At 62.5% G+C, this 15,908-nt stretch carries 13 protein-coding genes; 8 read left to right on the top strand and 5 right to left on the bottom strand.

The features are described from left to right. Positions 1–209 precede the first annotated feature (209 nt). The 4 genes from secA (at position 210) to HMPREF3173_RS20405 (ending at position 6,087) form a co-directional block, all read left to right on the top strand. Positions 210–2,948, top strand: a complete 2,739-nt coding sequence (secA, locus tag HMPREF3173_RS20420) for a preprotein translocase subunit SecA (RefSeq protein ID WP_070576171.1) — start codon at positions 210–212, stop codon at positions 2,946–2,948. A 230-nt stretch (positions 2,949–3,178) separates the two neighbouring features. Further along, complete coding sequence (gene argJ, locus HMPREF3173_RS20415; protein WP_043207533.1) at positions 3,179–4,396, top strand: bifunctional glutamate N-acetyltransferase/amino-acid acetyltransferase ArgJ; 1,218 nt, start codon at positions 3,179–3,181, stop codon at positions 4,394–4,396. Positions 4,397–4,513: 117 nt separating this feature from the next. Then, positions 4,514–5,146: a glutathione S-transferase family protein gene (locus tag HMPREF3173_RS20410; protein WP_043207534.1), complete on the top strand. Its 633-nt coding sequence runs from the start codon at positions 4,514–4,516 to the stop codon at positions 5,144–5,146. Next, positions 5,143–6,087: a Nudix family hydrolase gene (locus HMPREF3173_RS20405; protein WP_070576169.1), complete on the top strand. Its 945-nt coding sequence runs from the start codon at positions 5,143–5,145 to the stop codon at positions 6,085–6,087. The genes HMPREF3173_RS20410 and HMPREF3173_RS20405 overlap by 4 nt, the downstream gene beginning before the upstream one ends. 74 nt (positions 6,088–6,161) lie before the next feature. Here HMPREF3173_RS20405 and HMPREF3173_RS20400 read toward each other — a convergent pair whose 3' ends face one another. Genes HMPREF3173_RS20400 through HMPREF3173_RS20390 form a run of 3 tightly spaced genes read right to left on the bottom strand, consistent with a single transcriptional unit; the run spans position 6,162 to position 9,717 of the window. Beyond that, positions 6,162–6,728 carry a cob(I)yrinic acid a,c-diamide adenosyltransferase gene (locus HMPREF3173_RS20400; RefSeq protein WP_070576167.1) on the bottom strand — a complete coding sequence of 189 codons (567 nt, stop codon included), beginning with the start codon at positions 6,726–6,728 and terminating at the stop codon, positions 6,162–6,164. Between the two features lies 1 nt (position 6,729). Continuing rightward, positions 6,730–8,760, bottom strand: coding sequence for a sensor histidine kinase (locus tag HMPREF3173_RS20395; RefSeq protein ID WP_043207541.1), 2,031 nt, complete (start codon positions 8,758–8,760; stop codon positions 6,730–6,732). Between the two features lie 39 nt (positions 8,761–8,799). Continuing rightward, a complete protein-coding gene (locus tag HMPREF3173_RS20390; protein ID WP_070576164.1) occupies positions 8,800–9,717 on the bottom strand; it encodes a putative 2-dehydropantoate 2-reductase in 918 nt (305 codons plus the stop codon). Between the two features lie 97 nt (positions 9,718–9,814). Between HMPREF3173_RS20390 and HMPREF3173_RS20385 the strand changes: the two genes are divergently transcribed. The 3 genes from HMPREF3173_RS20385 to HMPREF3173_RS20375 all read left to right on the top strand — a co-directional run bounded on the left by HMPREF3173_RS20385 (position 9,815) and on the right by HMPREF3173_RS20375 (position 12,690). Then, positions 9,815–10,300, top strand: a complete 486-nt coding sequence (locus tag HMPREF3173_RS20385) for a YajQ family cyclic di-GMP-binding protein (RefSeq protein ID WP_043213519.1) — start codon at positions 9,815–9,817, stop codon at positions 10,298–10,300. Positions 10,301–10,412: 112 nt separating this feature from the next. Continuing rightward, the gene (locus HMPREF3173_RS20380; RefSeq protein ID WP_043213521.1) at positions 10,413–11,255 is read left to right on the top strand and encodes a mechanosensitive ion channel family protein; all 843 of its coding nucleotides are present in this window, start codon (positions 10,413–10,415) and stop codon (positions 11,253–11,255) included. Between the two features lie 193 nt (positions 11,256–11,448). Continuing rightward, on the top strand, positions 11,449–12,690 hold the full coding sequence (locus HMPREF3173_RS20375) for an MFS transporter (RefSeq protein WP_070576162.1): 1,242 nt from the start codon (positions 11,449–11,451) through the stop codon (positions 12,688–12,690). An 80-nt stretch (positions 12,691–12,770) separates the two neighbouring features. Here the strand turns inward: HMPREF3173_RS20375 and HMPREF3173_RS20370 are convergent, their stop codons facing one another. Both HMPREF3173_RS20370 and HMPREF3173_RS20365 read right to left on the bottom strand, forming a co-directional pair. Further along, positions 12,771–14,318: an AmpG family muropeptide MFS transporter gene (locus HMPREF3173_RS20370; RefSeq protein WP_070576158.1), complete on the bottom strand. Its 1,548-nt coding sequence runs from the start codon at positions 14,316–14,318 to the stop codon at positions 12,771–12,773. 43 nt (positions 14,319–14,361) lie between these two features. Beyond that, positions 14,362–14,715 (bottom strand): MGMT family protein, encoded by a 354-nt coding sequence (locus HMPREF3173_RS20365; RefSeq protein WP_070576155.1) that lies wholly within the window; start codon positions 14,713–14,715, stop codon positions 14,362–14,364. Between the two features lie 153 nt (positions 14,716–14,868). On the opposite strand from HMPREF3173_RS20365, the gene HMPREF3173_RS20360 reads away from it, so the two are divergent. Beyond that, positions 14,869–15,876 carry a DUF481 domain-containing protein gene (locus HMPREF3173_RS20360; protein ID WP_043213529.1) on the top strand — a complete coding sequence of 336 codons (1,008 nt, stop codon included), beginning with the start codon at positions 14,869–14,871 and terminating at the stop codon, positions 15,874–15,876. The last annotated feature ends 32 nt before the right edge of the window (positions 15,877–15,908 follow it).

Here is a 15,908-nt window from a genome sequence, read left to right as displayed (position 1 = left end):
AGACGTTTCATCTTCCAGCACCTTGAACTTGTTCGAAAAGGCCTTATGTTAGGAGGGCCCCCGCCAAAGCGCTGTGCCAGCATCGTGGAAAACCACCACTTTCCTCACCATCGTTTCCGGGTAGAATGCTCGTTCGCATGCGGCCTCAGGGCTGCACGGGCGACTCATGGGGCCGCCCTCCATCCCTACGTGTGGAAGATCCTGCCGATATGTTTGCGCCTTTGTTAAAAAAACTTTTTGGAAGCAAGAACGAGCGTGAAGTCAAACGCATGCTCAAGACGGTGAACATCGTCAATGCCTTCGAAGAGAAGATGGTGGCCCTCTCCGACGAGCAGCTGCGGAGCAAGACCGCAGAGTTCAAGGAGCGCCTGGCCAAAGGCGAGACCCTCGACCAACTGCTGCCGGAAGCCTTCGCCGTGGCCCGCGAGGCCGGCAAGCGTGTCATGGGCATGCGTCACTTCGACGTGCAGCTGATCGGCGGTATGACCCTGCACGAAGGCATGATCGCAGAAATGCGTACCGGTGAAGGCAAGACCTTGGTCGGTACCCTGGCGGTCTATCTCAACGCACTGTCCGGCAAAGGCGTGCACGTGGTGACCGTCAACGACTACCTCGCCCGCCGCGATGCCAACTGGATGCGCCCGCTGTACGAGTTCCTCGGTCTGTCCGTGGGCATCGTGTCGGCTTTCCAGCCGCCGGAAGAAAAGCGTGCTGCCTACGCCGCGGACATCACCTACGGCACCAACAACGAATTCGGTTTCGATTACCTGCGTGACAACATGGCGTTCAGCCTGGAAGAGAAGTTCCAGCGTGAGCTGAACTTCGCCGTGATCGACGAAGTCGACTCGATCCTCATCGACGAAGCCCGTACGCCGCTGATCATCTCCGGCCAGGCCGAGGACAGCTCCAAGCTGTACATCGAGATCAACCGCCTGATCCCGCGCCTGAAGCAGCACATCGAGGAAGTCGAAGGCCAGGTCACCCAGGAAGGCCACTTCACCATCGACGAAAAGAGCCGTCAGGTGGAGCTCAACGAAGCCGGTCACCAGTTCATCGAGGAGATGCTGACCCAGGCCGGCCTGCTGGCCGAGGGCGAGAGCCTCTACTCGGCGCACAACCTGGGCCTGCTGACCCACGTCTATGCCGGTCTGCGCGCCCACAAACTGTTCCACCGCAACGTCGAGTACATCGTCCAGGACGGCCAGGTCCTGCTGATCGACGAGCACACCGGTCGTACCATGCCGGGCCGCCGCCTCTCCGAAGGCCTGCACCAGGCCATCGAAGCGAAGGAAAACCTGAACATCCAGGCCGAGAGCCAGACCCTGGCTTCGACCACCTTCCAGAACTACTTCCGCCTCTACACCAAGCTGTCCGGCATGACCGGTACCGCTGACACCGAGGCCTTCGAGTTCGCCCAGATCTACAACCTCAACGTGATGGTCATTCCGCCGAACAAGCCGTTGGCGCGCAAGGACTTCAACGACCTGGTGTACCTGACTGCCGACGAGAAGTACGCCGCGATCATCGCCGACATCAAGGAAAGCATGAAACAGGGGCGTCCGGTGCTGGTCGGTACCGCCACCATCGAGACCTCCGAGCACATGTCCAACCTTCTGAAAAAAGAAGGTATCGACCACAAGGTGCTCAACGCCAAGTACCACGAAAAAGAAGCCGAGATCATCGCCCAGGCCGGTGCGCCAGGTGCGCTGACCATCGCCACCAACATGGCCGGCCGTGGTACCGACATCCTGTTGGGCGGCAACTGGGAGGCAGAAGTCGCCGCCCTTGAGAACCCGAGCGCCGAGCAGATCGCTCAGATCAAGGCCGACTGGCAGAAGCGTCATCAACAGGTGATCGAGGCCGGTGGCCTGCACGTGATCGCTTCCGAGCGGCACGAGTCCCGCCGTATCGACAACCAGCTGCGTGGTCGTGCCGGTCGTCAGGGCGATCCAGGCTCGAGCCGCTTCTACCTGTCTCTTGAAGACAGCCTGATGCGTATCTTTGCCTCCGACCGCGTGAAGAACTTCATGAAGGCGCTGGGCATGCAGTCCGGCGAGGCCATCGAACACCGCATGGTCACCAATGCCATCGAGAAGGCCCAGCGCAAGGTCGAGGGTCGCAACTTCGACATCCGTAAGCAGTTGCTCGAATACGACGATGTGGCCAACGAACAGCGCAAGGTGATCTACCACATGCGCAACAGCTTGCTGGCCGCCGAGAACATCGGTGACACCATCGCCGAGTTCCGCCAGGAAGTGCTCGATGCCACCATCAGCCAGCACATCCCGCCCCAATCGCTGCCTGAGCAGTGGGACGTGGCAGGCCTGGAGGCCGCGCTGGCCAGTGATTTCGCCATCAAGCTGCCGATCCAGCAGTGGCTCGACGAGGACGAGCGCCTCTACGAAGAGACCCTGCGCGAGAAGCTGCTCCACGAAATCACCACTGCCTATAACGAGAAGGAAGACCAGGCTGGCATCGATGCCCTGCGCACCTTCGAGAAGCAGATCCTGCTGCGCGTGCTGGACGACCTGTGGAAAGACCACCTGTCGACCATGGACCACCTGCGCCACGGTATCCACCTGCGTGGCTATGCGCAGAAGAACCCGAAGCAGGAGTACAAGCGCGAATCCTTCGCCTTGTTCCAGGAGCTGCTGGAGTCGATCAAGCGCGATACCATCCGCGTGCTCTCCCACGTTCAGGTTCGCCGCGAGGATCCGGCCGAAGAAGAAGCCCGTCTGCGCCGCGAAGCCGAGGAACTGGCTCAGCGCATGCAGTTCCAGCATGCTGCCGCTCCTGGCCTGGAAAGCGAGCAGCAGCTCGCCGAGGAAGGCGCCGAGGTGGCTGTGGCTGCCGCGCCGGTACGCAACGAGCAAAAGATGGGTCGCAACGAGCCGTGCTGGTGCGGTTCGGGCAAGAAGTTCAAGCACTGCCACGGTCAGATCGAGTGATCGAACAGCCCTGGCACTGACTGTTGATCAGGGCTGCTTTGCAGCCCACCGCGACACAAGGCCGCTACCACAGGTGCAGCGCTTGATTCCAAAGCGCCGCAACCTTGTGGTAGCGGCCTTGTGTCGCAAAAGGGCCGCATAGCGGTCCCGCTCTTCCATCACCGCGTTGGCCGCCATTAAGATCGTGCGGCATCGCCACATCCCCCTTTGGTTTCTCTAGGAGCGCTTACATGGCTGTTGGTCTTGGTCCTTTGCCCACCCTGCACCCGGTTCCCGGTTTCGAACTCGGCATCGCCTCGGCGGGTATCAAGCGCCCTGGGCGCAAGGACGTGGTGGTGATGCGTTGCGCCGAAGGCTCCAGCGTCGCCGGTGTGTTTACCCTCAACGCCTTCTGCGCAGCGCCTGTGATCCTGTCCAAGCAGCGCGTGCAGGGCACCGTGCGCTACCTGCTGACCAACACTGGCAACGCCAACGCAGGTACCGGCGCACCGGGCCTGGCCGCTGCCGAGCGCACCTGTGCCAAGCTGGCGGAACTGGCGGGCGTGGAGGCCAGCGCTGTGCTGCCGTTTTCCACTGGCGTGATCGGCGAGCCGCTGCCGGTCGAGAAGATCGAGGGCGCGCTGCAAGCTGCCCTGGATGACCTGTCGGAAAACAACTGGGCCGAGGCCGCCACCGGCATCATGACCACCGACACCCTGCCCAAGGGGGCCAGCCGCCAGTTCCAGCACGACGGCGTGACCGTCACCGTGACCGGCATCAGCAAGGGCGCCGGGATGATCCGTCCGAACATGGCCACCATGCTCGGCTACATCGCCACCGACGCCAAGGTGGCTCCTGCGGTGCTCAAGGACCTTCTGCTCGATGGCGCCAACAAGTCGTTCAACCGCATCACCATCGACGGCGATACCTCGACCAACGACTGCTGCATGTTGATCGCGACCGGCAAGGCCGATCTGCCGGAAGTCACCCAGGCCAGCGGTGCGCTGTTCGAGGCCCTGAAAAAGGCTGTCTTCGAGGTGTGTATGGAAGTTGCCCAGGCCATCGTTCGCGACGGTGAAGGCGCGACCAAGTTCGTTACCGTTCAGGTCAACGGTGGTGGCAATCACCAGGAGTGCCTGGACGTCGGCTACGCCGTGGCCCACTCGCCGCTGATCAAGACCGCGCTGTTCGCCTCCGACCCCAACTGGGGCCGCATCCTTGCCGCCGTCGGCCGTGCCGGCGTGCCGGCACTGGATGTCAGCCTGATCGACGTGTTCCTCGATGACGTGTGCATTGCCAGCAAGGGCGGCCGCAGCCCGAGCTACACCGAGGACCAGGGCGCCAAGGTGATGGCCCAGGAAGAAATCACCATTCGCATCGAGCTTGGTCGCGGCCAATGCAGCGAAACCATCTGGACCACCGACCTGTCCCACGAGTATGTGAAGATCAACGCCGAATACCGCACCTGATGGCCTCTTCGCGGGTAAATCCGCTCCCATGCAGCATATGCAAACGTTGTGGGAGCGGGTTCGCCCGCGAAGCGCTGCACAGCAGTCCCTAGTATTCCGATCCAATGGAGCCGAACCATGAGCTATCACCTGATCATCGGCGACAAGCTGTACTCATCCTGGTCGCTACGCGGTGCCCTGGCCCTTGAGCTGGCTGGCGTGCCGTATGAAGAGACGCTGATCACCCTGAACCAGCCCGATACCCGCAAACGTATCCTCGAATTCTCCGCTACCGGCAAGGTGCCGCTGCTCAAGACCGAGCACGGCGTCATCGCCGACTCCTTGGCCATTGCCGAATACCTTGCCGAACGTCATCCGGAGGCCCAACTGTGGCCGGCGGACATCGCTGCCCGTGCCCAGGCGCGTTCAGCGTGTGCGCAGATGCACAGTGGTTTCATGGCGCTGCGCAGCACGATGCCGTTCGATCTGTCTCGCGATGAAGCGCTGGAGAACATGCCGCTGGACGTGCAAGTCGATATCGACCGAATCGTTGCCCTGTGGTCTGAGTGCCGACTGGCGGCCAAGGAGCCTGGGCCGTTCCTGTTCGGCAAGCCGAGCCTGGCCGATGCGTTCTTCGCGCCGGTGGCGGTGCGTCTGCGCACCTACCGCGTCGAAGTTCCGGCCGAAGCGGCCGCTTACATTGAAACCATTTATCAATGGCCGGCCTTCCAGGCCTGGCAGAAGGCTGGCCTGGCGGAGCGAGAAGGGTGAAACGGATTCATGTTGTTGCGGCGGTCATTCGTGGCGCAGATGGGCGCATCCTGATTGCCCGACGCGCCGATACCCAGCACCAGGGCGGCCTGTGGGAGTTCCCTGGCGGCAAGGTGGAAGAGGGTGAGGCCATCGAGGTGGCGCTTGCGCGTGAGTTGCGCGAAGAGCTGGGTATCGAGGTGACGGGCTCGCGACCACTTATCAAGGTCAGCCACGACTACCCGGACAAACAGGTGCTGCTGGATGTCCGTGAGGTGGACGCCTTCACCGGCGAACCTCATGGCGCCGAGGGCCAGCCCCTGGCTTGGGTAGCGCCACGGGATTTGGGGCAATACGAGTTCCCTGAGGCCAACAAGCCGATCGTTGCTGCCGCGCGACTGCCGGACCAGTACCTGATCACCCCCGATGGCCTGGAGGCGCCCGAATTGCTGCGCGGCATCCAGAAGGCCATCGCAGGCGGCATCCGTCTGATCCAGCTGCGTGCGCCGGACATGTACGATCCCAAATACCGTGATGTGGCAGTGGATGCGGTCGGGCTGTGTGCCGGCAAGGCCCAGCTGATGCTTAAGGGACCGCTGGAATGGCTGGGCGACTTCCCGTCGGCGGGTTGGCACCTGACGTCCGCACAACTGCGCAAGTACGCCGCCAATGGGCGACCGTTCCCGAAGACGCGCTGGTTGGCGGCTTCGTGCCACAATGCTGAAGAGCTGGCCTTGGCCGAGCAGATGGGAGTGGATTTCGTCACCTTGTCGCCTGTGCAGGCGACCCAGACTCATCCAGAGGCTACCCCGTTGGGTTGGGAGGAGGCTGGGCGGTTGATCCAGGGGGTCAATCATCCGGTGTTCCTGCTGGGAGGGGTTGGCGCCGGGGAGCGTGAGCGTGCCTGGGAAGCTGGTGCCCAGGGCGTGGCAGGTATCCGGGCATTCTGGCCGCAGTCCTGATCTCGGTCATTCGCCGGTAAACCCGCTCGTACACGGTCAACACCTTTCCTGTATGAGCGGGTTTAGCTGCGACATCAGGCCTGCGGTTTGGCCGCAGCCTGCCACAGCACCTCTGCGACCCCTTGGCGACGCCCGATGATCCGCGCTGCGACGAACAACAGATCGGACAGCCGGTTGATGTATGCCAAGCCCACCCCATCCAGCGGCTCGATGGCATTCAACTGCTGGCACCGACGCTCTGCGCTGCGCGCTTGGCTTCGACACACGTGGGCCTGGGCCACCAGCGCCGAGCCACTGGGCAGGATGAAGTTCTTCAGGGGGCCGAGCTCCTCGTTCCAGCGATCGATGGCCGCTTCCAGCCGCTCTACTTCGACTTGGTCCAAGGCTTGATAGCTGGGCATCGCCAATTCGCCGCCCAGGTCGAACAGCCGGTGCTGACAAGGCGCCAGAATCTCGATCAACTCCTCCAGCCCTGCGCTCTGCAGCCCGGCGAGCAGCACGCCCAGTTGACTGTTGAGGCTGTCCACCTCGCCGATCGCCTCGATCCGCGGATGATCCTTGGGTACCCGGCGACCGTCGCCAAGGCCTGTTTCGCCCTTGTCGCCGGTGCGGGTGTAGATCTTCGACAGCCGATAGCCCATGTCATGCCTCCGAGTTGGCCGACGCCATCGGTGCCGGCTGACCAAGGGGCAGGCGCAGGGTGAAACAGGTGCCCTGGCCGGGTGCGGAGTGAACCTCCATCTGCCCCTTGTGGTTGTTGGTGATGATGAAGTACGAAACCGACAGGCCAAGCCCTGTGCCCTGGCCGATCTCCTTGGTGGTGAAGAATGGTTCGAAGGTGCGTTTGCGCACCGACTCCGGCATCCCGACGCCGTTGTCTTCGACCTGGATTTCCGCCCAGGGCGGGTTGAGCCGGGTACGCAGGACGATACGCCCAGGTTCGGCTGGTTGTGGCCGTTGATGGATGGCCTGGGCTGCATTCTTGAGCAGGTTCAGCAGCACTTGCTCCAGCTCGTTGGCGGTGCAGGGCACCGGCCCCAATGCGGGGTCGAACTGGCGCACGATGTTTTGCCCTTTGAAGTCGAAACCGACCGTCAGGTCGAAGTCGTTGCCCGCGATTTCCACCGCCTGGTCGATCAGGGCCGGCAAGTCGCAGGGCACCAGTTGTCGGTTGCTGCGGCGGCTGAAGCTGAGCATGTGGGTAACGATTTTCGCCGCCCGTGCACCGGCCTGCTGGATGCCGTCGAGCAACTGCGGTACGTCGCGGCTTTCGAGGTAGCGGTTGACGGTCGCCAGGTCGATGTCCAGCTCCGCGGCCTGCTCCTGGTTGCGTGGCAGTTCAGGCGATAGCCGTCGGCGAATGTTCTGTACGTTGTGCAGGATGGCCCCGAGCGGGTTGTTGATCTCATGGGCCATGCCGGCGGCCAGCCCCCCCACCGACAGCATTTTTTCCGATTGCACCATCATCTCTTCGAGCGACAGACGCTGGGTGATGTCGTCGATTCGAATCACCACCCCCCGGCCTCCGCCGCCGGTCAAGGGGTAGAAGGTCAGGGCATAGTGGCGCAGGTCCTCGCCCTTGGGCCAGGTGACCCGTTCGATTTTCGCCACCCGGTGTTTCTCGACGCTTTCCTTGAGCTGCGGGAGGAACGGCTTGAGCGGTTCGAATGCGATGAAGATCGGCTGGTTCAACGCCTCATCCAGGGGCGTGCCCGAGAGCACGGTCGCTTCGTGGTTCCATTGGGTCACGTAGAGCTGCTCGTCCAGGGCGATCAGGGCCGAGGGCATGGAGTCGATGATGCTGTTGAGGTAGTTCTGGAAGCCTGTGAGTTTTTTCTCGATCTTGCTGCGCACCTGGACTTCCAGCTCCAGCTTGCGGTTGGTATGGCGGGTTTCCTCGGCCAACCCCTGGGCCTGGTCATAGGCCATCTGGAACTCGTCGCGCGTGCGCTTGAGCTGCTGCTCGCGCGCCTCGATGCGCGAGAGCATGGTATTGAACGCCTCGGCCAGGCTGCCGATCTCGTCGTCGTTGCCACGCTGGGCGCGCAAGGCGTAGCTCTCCTCGCGGGTAACCTGACGGCTGAGCTCCTCCAGCTGGTTGATCGGTTGGGTGATGAGGCGCTTGATTTGCCGGGCAATGACCATCCACAGCAGGATGCTGAACACTAGGATCGCCAGGCTGGCGGTCAGAGTGCCGGTGTAGAAGGCCACGGGCAATTCGCTGCTGGCCACCAGCAGCAGGTGCGCTGGCGGGCCGCCGTCGCGAGGCAGGCGGATCAGCTGGGTGCTGCGAAACTCCATCAGGCGCCAGCCATCGATGTTGCGAAAGCGTTTGGGCAGCGCCAGCGGCTCGCCGTGTTGCAGTTGGGCCAGCATGCGTCCGTCGCTGCCGTACAAGGCCGCCGCACGCAACGGGGTGTAGCTGTCGAGCTCCTTGAGCAGTGCCGTGGCCGTTTGCGGTGAGTCGCCGGCGCGGGCCGACAGCTGCGGGTTGGACACCAGCCGACCGATGGTCTGCAGGGCCTGGGGCGCCATGCTTTCCTGGGTGATCCAGTAGGCGGCGCTGATGAACGTGAGGTTGGCCACCAGCAGGATGGTGACCAGCAATACCAGCAGGGCCGCCAGCAGCTTCTGCCCGACCGGGAGATTTTCCAGGCGTTGGCGCAAGGTCATGGGCGAGGGTGCGTCCTCTGTGCGGTTGAAGGGCCAGCGTCAGTCGCTGGGCAGGCCACGGGCCTTCAAGTTATCGACCAGGCGCTGGTGCAACTGTTCCAGATGCGGCAGCTTCAGGCCATGGCGGGCAGCGGCCCGGCAGGCGTGGCCAAGCAGGTAGTGCACTTCGGTGCGACGGCCATGGCGAACATCCTGGTACATGGAAGAGTAGTTGGCCGCGGTGGCCAGAATCACCCGTTGCACCTGTTCATCCAGGCCCTCGGCGGCTTCTGGCTGGCCGCAACGACGCAGCAGATCGGCCAGTTCTACGCACAGGGTGGAGACTTGCTCCAGGTGTGCCAGCAGACCACCGTTGTGGCAGTCGTGAAGTACGGTCAGCGGGTTGATTGCGCAATTGAGCGCCAGTTTGCGCCACAGGCGGGTGAGGATATCCACCGTCCATTCGGCGGGGATGGCGGCATCGTGCAGATCGTCGAACCATTGCGGCACAGACGGGTTCACAGGATCGCCCAGCCAGTTGAAGCCTTGCCCGGCAAAGCGTACGCGCCAGTCGTCCTCGCGAAAGGCACCTTCGGTGCTTGAGGCGAAGATGCACCGGGCGTGAGGCACCTGATCGGCCACTTCATCCTGGCTGCCCAGGCCGTTTTGCAGCAGCACCAATTCGGCGCCCGCGGCCAGGCGAGGCGCCAGACAGGCGATGGCAGGCGCGGCGTCATACGCCTTGCAGGCCACCAGTAGGCGGTGGATAGGCGCGTGGGCCTGGTCGGTTTCGGCGGGAATCGCGTAGTGGCTGGTCTGGTCCTGCTCCAGCAAGGTCAGGCCGCCGGCGGCCTGGTACGCGGCCAGGCGCTGCTCGTCACGCAGGATCAGGCGGACCGCCTTGCCGGCGCGGGCCAGGCGACAGGCCCAGAGGCTGCCGAGGCTACCGGCGCCGAGAATATGCCAGGTGCTGCTCATCTGCGTTTCGCAACCCGTTATAATGAGTCCGCATTTTAACCGTCAAACCTGGCGCGCTCCATCCGACCGAGCGCGCTTTTATTTTTGGAGAACAACCATGCCTTCGTTCGACGTGGTATCGGAACTGGACAAGCACGAAGTCACCAACGCCGTGGACAACGCGGTGAAGGAACTGGACCGTCGCTACGACCTCAAGGGCAAGGGCAGCTTCGAGTTCAAGGACAAGGAGCAGACCGTGCTTCTGACCGCCGAGGCGGAATTCCAGCTCGAGGCGATGATCGAGATCCTTCGCCTGGCACTGGTCAAGCGCAAGATCGACGTCAAGTGCCTGGAAGTCAAGGACGCTTACCCTTCGGGTAAGGAAATGAAGCAGGAAGCCAAGTTCCGCGAGGGCATCGACAAGGATCTGGCCAAGAAGATCGTTGCCACCATCAAGGACGGCAAGCTGAAGGTCCAGGCCGCCATCCAGGGCGAGCAAGTGCGCGTCACCGGGAAGAAGCGTGACGACCTGCAGGAAGCCATCGCCCTGCTGCGCACCAAGGAGTTCGACATGCCGCTGCAGTTCAACAACTTCCGCGACTGATCAGGTATCGCAGGAACCTTGATGGCGTATTGATGTCCATGGGGCCCTGAGGCCGCGGAATTTCCGCGGCCTGTTTTTTCGTGTATGTGTCATCCGGCATCAGGAGATGAATATGGATTTGAACGCTGAAGTCGATCAGCTGGTCCGCCAATCGCAGACCTGGATCCCTTTGATCATGGAATACGGCAGCCGTGTGGCGCTCGCGCTGGTGACCCTGGCCATCGGTTGGTGGGTCACCAACAAGCTTAGCGCTCGCTTGGGCAAGCTGGTTGGGATGCGCAACCCTGATCCGGCGCTGCAAAGCTTCATCAGTACCATCGCCAATATCGTGCTGAAGATTCTGCTGGCGATCAGTGTGGCTTCGATGATCGGCATCGAGACCACCTCGTTCGTGGCGGCCATCGGTGGTTCTGCCCTGGCCATCGGCCTGGCCCTGCAGGGTAGCCTGGCGAACTTCGCTGGTGGCGTGCTGATCTTGCTGTTCCGCCCGTTCCGTATCGGCGACTGGATCGAAGCCCAGGGCGTGAGCGGCACCGTCGACAGTATCCAGATCTTCCACACCGTGCTGCGCACCGGTGACAACAAGACCGTGATCATGCCCAACGGCAGCTTGTCCAACGGTATCGTCACCAACTTCAACCGCCAGCCCACCCGCAAGGTCGTGTTCGATGTGGGCGTCGATTATGACGCCGACCTGCAGAAAGCCCGCAATGTCTTGCTGGACCTGGCCAAGGATCCACGGGTCCTGCAGGATCCCGCCCCGCAGGCGGTGATCTCCACCTTGGGCGACAGTGCGATCACCGTGTCCCTGCGTGTGTGGGTCAAGACCGCCGATTATTGGGACGTGATGTTCATGCTCAACGAGCATGCTCGCGATCGCCTCAAGGCTGAAGGCATCGACATTCCCTTCCCGCAGCGGGTTATCCGCGTAGTGCAGGAGCCGGCTGTGCAGTAAGCTGCACCGCACGACGTAGTGTCGCGGGGCAAGCCCACTCCTACCGATGCAGCGCAAGTGTGCAACGCGCATACGATCGGTGGAGTGGGGCTTGCCCCGCGATGCGTTTTCTCTCCATTACACTTGTTCACAGCCTGATCCTGTCATTTCTGGCATATAGGCTGATCCCTCCTGTTTCCAGCTGTTTTTCATCATGAAGCCATTGCTGCATATCACGCCCCTGCGAGCCTTGCTGTTCGCACTGACCCTGGCCCTGTTCGAATTGCTGACGTATCTCGCCAGCGATGCGGTCATGCCCGCCATGCCCGTGGTGGTCGACGACCTCAAGGCCAGCCCCGAGTACATTCCCCACGCCCTGAACCTGTACCTGCTCGGCGGTGTACTGTTGCAATGGCTGATCGGTCCGCTGGCCGATCGCTACGGTCGTCGCCCGCTGTTGCTGGCTGGTTGCGCGTTCTTTGGCGTGGCTTGCCTGGCCACGTACTGGGTACACGACATTGGCCTGTTCAATCTGCTGCGCTTGTTGCAGGGCGTAGGTCTGGGCTTCGTCGTCACGGTCAGCTACCCGGCGCTGAACGAGGCCTTCAGCGAAGCCGATGCGGTACGCATGATGGCCTTGTTGGCCAACATCGCCCTGCTATCGCCGCTATTGGGCCCATTGGTGGGCACCTTGCTGTTGCAATGGCTGGACTGGCGCTGGTTGTTCCTGGCGTTCGCCGCTGGCGCGGTGCTGACCTGGCTGCTGCTGTACCGGTTGATGCCGGAAACTCTGGGCGTAGAGCGGCGCGATGGCTCGCGGTTGCCCTTCACGCCGATTCACCTGTTGCCGCTGCTGGCGGGTTATGGCCAGTTGCTGGCCAACCGCCGCTTCGTCGCGGGCAGCGCGGCGCTGGGTTTGGTGGGCTTGCCACTGATCGGTTGGATCGGCCTGTCGCCTGTGCTGTTGATCAGCGACGAGGGCCTGAGCACGATGGAGTATGCGCTGTGGCAATTGCCAGTGTTTGGTGGGCTGATTCTGGGCAACTTGATCATCAACCGCATCGCCGACCGCTATCCGTTGCCTAGCCTGGTACGCGGCGCGCTGTGGCCCTACCTAGCGGGGCTGTGCCTGATGGTCGTGGCCACCTGGACCTGGCCGACGGTGACCAGCCTGGTCGCGGGGATGTCCCTGTATGCCTTGGGCCTGGGGGTGGCCAATGCGGTCCTGTACCGCATGACCCTATTCTCCAGCGAGCAGAGCAAGGGGCTGGTATCGGCCATGCTGGGCATGATCACCATTGCCCTGTTGGGGCTCGGTGGCGCGTTGCTGGCGATGTTGGGGGCGGGGGCGAGCCTGCTGCACTTCGCGTTGGCGGCAGGTATTGCCGGGGCGCTGGCGCTGTGGCCGTTGTGGTACGTGGTGGGTGGGCGCCGGGACGAAGGAGCCGTGGCCTAGGCGCTGTACGAAATATTTCCGTACTCACTCACTGGAAAGCAAACCCTGGGTTTGGGGGGCCGCAAGGCGGCCCCTGTTCCTCAAGGGCGCTCGGCCGCGGAGTCTTCCACCGGCGCCTGTTTGCCTCGGCCGGCTTCCTGATGCCAGTGCAAGGCGATCAGGATCAGGGTCGGCACGCCGAGCAGGGCGGTGATCAGGAAGAAGTCATGGTAGCCGAACTTCTCTACCAGCACGCCCGAATAGCCACCGATCAAACGTGGCAGCAAGAGCATGATCGAGCTCAGCAGGGCGTACTGGGTCGCCGAGAACTTCAGGTTGGTCAGGCTCGACAGATAGGCGACGAAGGCCGAGGTGGCAAGGCCCGAGCTGAAGTTGTCCAGCGAGATGGTGACCACCAGCATCTCCAGGTTCGGACCCATATCGGCCAGCATCAGGAACAGGATGTTGGTCGCCGCCGACGCCGCACCGCCGATGAACAGGATCGGCAGGATGCCGAAGCGTACGATCAACAGGCCACCGATACCCGCGCCGACCAGGGTCATGATCAAGCCGAAGATCTTGCTGACGCTGGCGATCTGGTCCTTGGTAAAGCCTTGGTCGATGTAGAACACGTTGGCCATCACACCCATCACGGTATCCGACATGCGATAGGTGGCGATCAGGCCCAGCAGCAGCAGCGCCTGCCAGCGATAGCGCAGGATGAAGTCGTTGACCGGTGTCAGCACAGGCGCCAGGCCCCGCCGGCCCAGGGACGACAGGCAGGCCCAGGTCAGTAGCACATAGAGAATCAGGCGCAGGAAGGCACGGTCCTCGATCAGCAGGTCCAGAACCGTCGCGTCGCCGGAAATCACGCTCGACCATCCGGTATTGAACATCTGGGTGAAACTCGCCGGTACCGACACCAGCAGGATGATCAGCACGAACACCGACGCCAGCTGGTGTACCAGACCATAGCGCGCCGCCGACAGCTGGGTGCGCATGGGCACCGGCGGTTCGCGCATCACCAGCGTGGTGAACACAGCTGGCAGCATCAGCACGCCGAACAGTACGTAAGTGCCGGTCCAGGCCTGATGCAGGTAGCTAAAGCCGGTGGAACCGAACCATTCGGCGAAGAACAGGGCGCCGGCGGTGGCGAGCAGGGCGGCGACCCGGTAACCGGCCATGTAACTGGCGGCGAGGGCGGCCTGGCGCTGGTCATCGGCGATTTCCAGGCGGTAGGCGTCGACGGCGATGTCTTGGGTGGCCGAGGCAAACGCCACCAGCACGGCCAGGGCAATCAGCCAGGAAAGGTGCTTTTGCGGGTCGCACAGCCCCATGCCGACCAGGCCGATCATCACCAGCATCTGTGAAAACAGCAGCCAAGAGCGGCGACGGCCCAGAGCGCCGAGCACTGGCAGGCGCCATTGGTCGAGCAACGGTGACCAGACCCACTTGAAGGCGTAGGCCAGGCCAATCAGGCTGGCATAGCCGATGGTTTCGCGGGCAACGCCGGCTTCCCGGAGCCAGACCGACAATGTCGAAAACACCAGCATGTAGGGCAGGCCGGCGGCGAAGCCGAGCAACAAAAGCACCAAGGTCGACGGGCTGGCATAGGCAGCGAGCGCAGCGCGCCAGGTTTTACGGGGCATGGGCCAACATCTGCCTCAAGTTTGCGAAAACAAAACGCGCACTCTAACCGCTGTGCTCCATTGGACGCCAGCCGTGACGCGACATATCCACGCGATTGTTCCTGACTGTCACGCCTTCTGCACGCAATCGTGCGCGCTGTTCGTCTCCTGACGGGGTGCCCAACGCCAGGCTCAGGCGACCGCCGGCTCCGAGCACCCGATGCCAGGGCAAGCGGGTGTCCGCAGGCAGTTGTCCGAGAGTGCGACCCACCCAACGCGCCGCGCGGCCCAGCCCTGCGAGCTCGGCCAGCTCACCGTAGCTGACCACCTTGCCGGGTGGAATCTCGCCGAGCACCGAGTACAGCGCCATTCGTCGGGCCTGGGCCTCGTCGGTGGAGGCGTGTGAGGAACCGGACATCAAAGGCCCCCTGGCCTGCAGATGAAAGCGGACCAACGGTCGGGATAAATGAGAGTGGAACTCAACGGCATGGTCTGGGTCTGTCCTTGCTCTGGTCGTGGCGATCTGGATAATGCCCGGCTTTTTTCGTCAAATCGAACCTGTAGTCAGCTTATGTATTCTAGAACCCTGCTTTTCATTCTCGCTGTCTTGTCCTGCGTGCCGGCGTTTGCCGACACGGTATGGATGAAAAACGGCGACAGGCTCAGTGGCACGATCAAGGTCTTCGATGGTGGCAAGCTGTTGTTGCAAACCACTTACGGCGGTGCCATCGCCTTGGACTGGAAGCAAGTGCAGACCCTGGAAAGCGATCAGGAACTGCTGGTCAAGCAGGACGCCTATAGCGGTGAAAAGGCCAAGTCGCTCAAGGCCGCCGAGCCCGGCAAAGTCACCCTGGCCAATGGCGATGTCCCCAAGACCGTGGACCTTGCCAGCATCGAGCAGATCATGAAGCCTCAGCCGCTGGTCGAAGACTTCCTGTGGAAAGGCAATGTGGACCTGGCCATGGACTACAAGCGCGCCGAAAACGATACCGACGACTACGACATCAGCTTCAAGACCACCGCCCGCCATGGCCGCTGGCGGCACAACGCCGAAGGCGAGTACAACCGCGAGACCAAGGACGACGTCACCACCACCAACAACTGGAGCGCCGAATACGCACTGGACCGCTTCATCACCGACAAGTGGTTCTGGCAGGGGCGTATGGAATACAAGCGTGACCATGTCGAGGACCTGGCTCGCCAGCGCACCGTGGGTACTGGCCCGGGCTACCAGTTCTGGGACGACGAGTTGGGGGCTTTCTCCCTTGGCTCGTTGATCAACCGCACGGATTTCGAATACCGCGATGGCGGCAAGGACAATTTCTATTCCGCTGCCGTGAAGTGGGACTACAACCGCTATCTGATCGGCAAGAGTGTCGAGCTGTTCACCCGCGGCGAGGTGGGTAAACCGCTGGGCGGTGTGGCGAACTATGCGCTGGATGCCGAGGCAGGCCTGCGCTACAAAGTCACCGAATGGGCCTCGCTCAACCTCAAAGCAGAGAAAGACATCATCAGCGGTACGCGTGACAGCGACCTGGATAAAACCCGCTACACCGCAGGCTTTGGCGTGACCTGGTGAGCGCCTGGGCTGCCACGCAGCCCTTCGCGAAC

The sequence above is a fragment of the Pseudomonas sp. HMSC08G10 genome (genome assembly GCF_001808425.1).
In the GTDB taxonomy this organism is placed as follows: domain Bacteria; phylum Pseudomonadota; class Gammaproteobacteria; order Pseudomonadales; family Pseudomonadaceae; genus Aquipseudomonas; species Aquipseudomonas guariconensis.
Note: the sequence above shows the minus strand (reverse complement) of the source record. Positions and strands in the feature narration are given on the sequence as shown.

Coding starts and splice junctions, on each gene's coding strand:
- argJ (WP_043207533.1), top strand. CDS start 3,179: ATGGCTGTTGGTCTTGGTCCTTTGCCCACCCTGCACCCGGTTCCCGGT.
- HMPREF3173_RS20395 (WP_043207541.1), bottom strand. CDS start 8,760: ATGACCTTGCGCCAACGCCTGGAAAATCTCCCGGTCGGGCAGAAGCTG.
- HMPREF3173_RS20370 (WP_070576158.1), bottom strand. CDS start 14,318: ATGCCCCGTAAAACCTGGCGCGCTGCGCTCGCTGCCTATGCCAGCCCG.
- HMPREF3173_RS20385 (WP_043213519.1), top strand. CDS start 9,815: ATGCCTTCGTTCGACGTGGTATCGGAACTGGACAAGCACGAAGTCACC.
- HMPREF3173_RS20375 (WP_070576162.1), top strand. CDS start 11,449: ATGAAGCCATTGCTGCATATCACGCCCCTGCGAGCCTTGCTGTTCGCA.
- HMPREF3173_RS20380 (WP_043213521.1), top strand. CDS start 10,413: ATGGATTTGAACGCTGAAGTCGATCAGCTGGTCCGCCAATCGCAGACC.
- secA (WP_070576171.1), top strand. CDS start 210: ATGTTTGCGCCTTTGTTAAAAAAACTTTTTGGAAGCAAGAACGAGCGT.
- HMPREF3173_RS20400 (WP_070576167.1), bottom strand. CDS start 6,728: ATGGGCTATCGGCTGTCGAAGATCTACACCCGCACCGGCGACAAGGGC.
- HMPREF3173_RS20365 (WP_070576155.1), bottom strand. CDS start 14,715: ATGTCCGGTTCCTCACACGCCTCCACCGACGAGGCCCAGGCCCGACGA.
- HMPREF3173_RS20390 (WP_070576164.1), bottom strand. CDS start 9,717: ATGAGCAGCACCTGGCATATTCTCGGCGCCGGTAGCCTCGGCAGCCTC.
- HMPREF3173_RS20360 (WP_043213529.1), top strand. CDS start 14,869: ATGTATTCTAGAACCCTGCTTTTCATTCTCGCTGTCTTGTCCTGCGTG.
- HMPREF3173_RS20410 (WP_043207534.1), top strand. CDS start 4,514: ATGAGCTATCACCTGATCATCGGCGACAAGCTGTACTCATCCTGGTCG.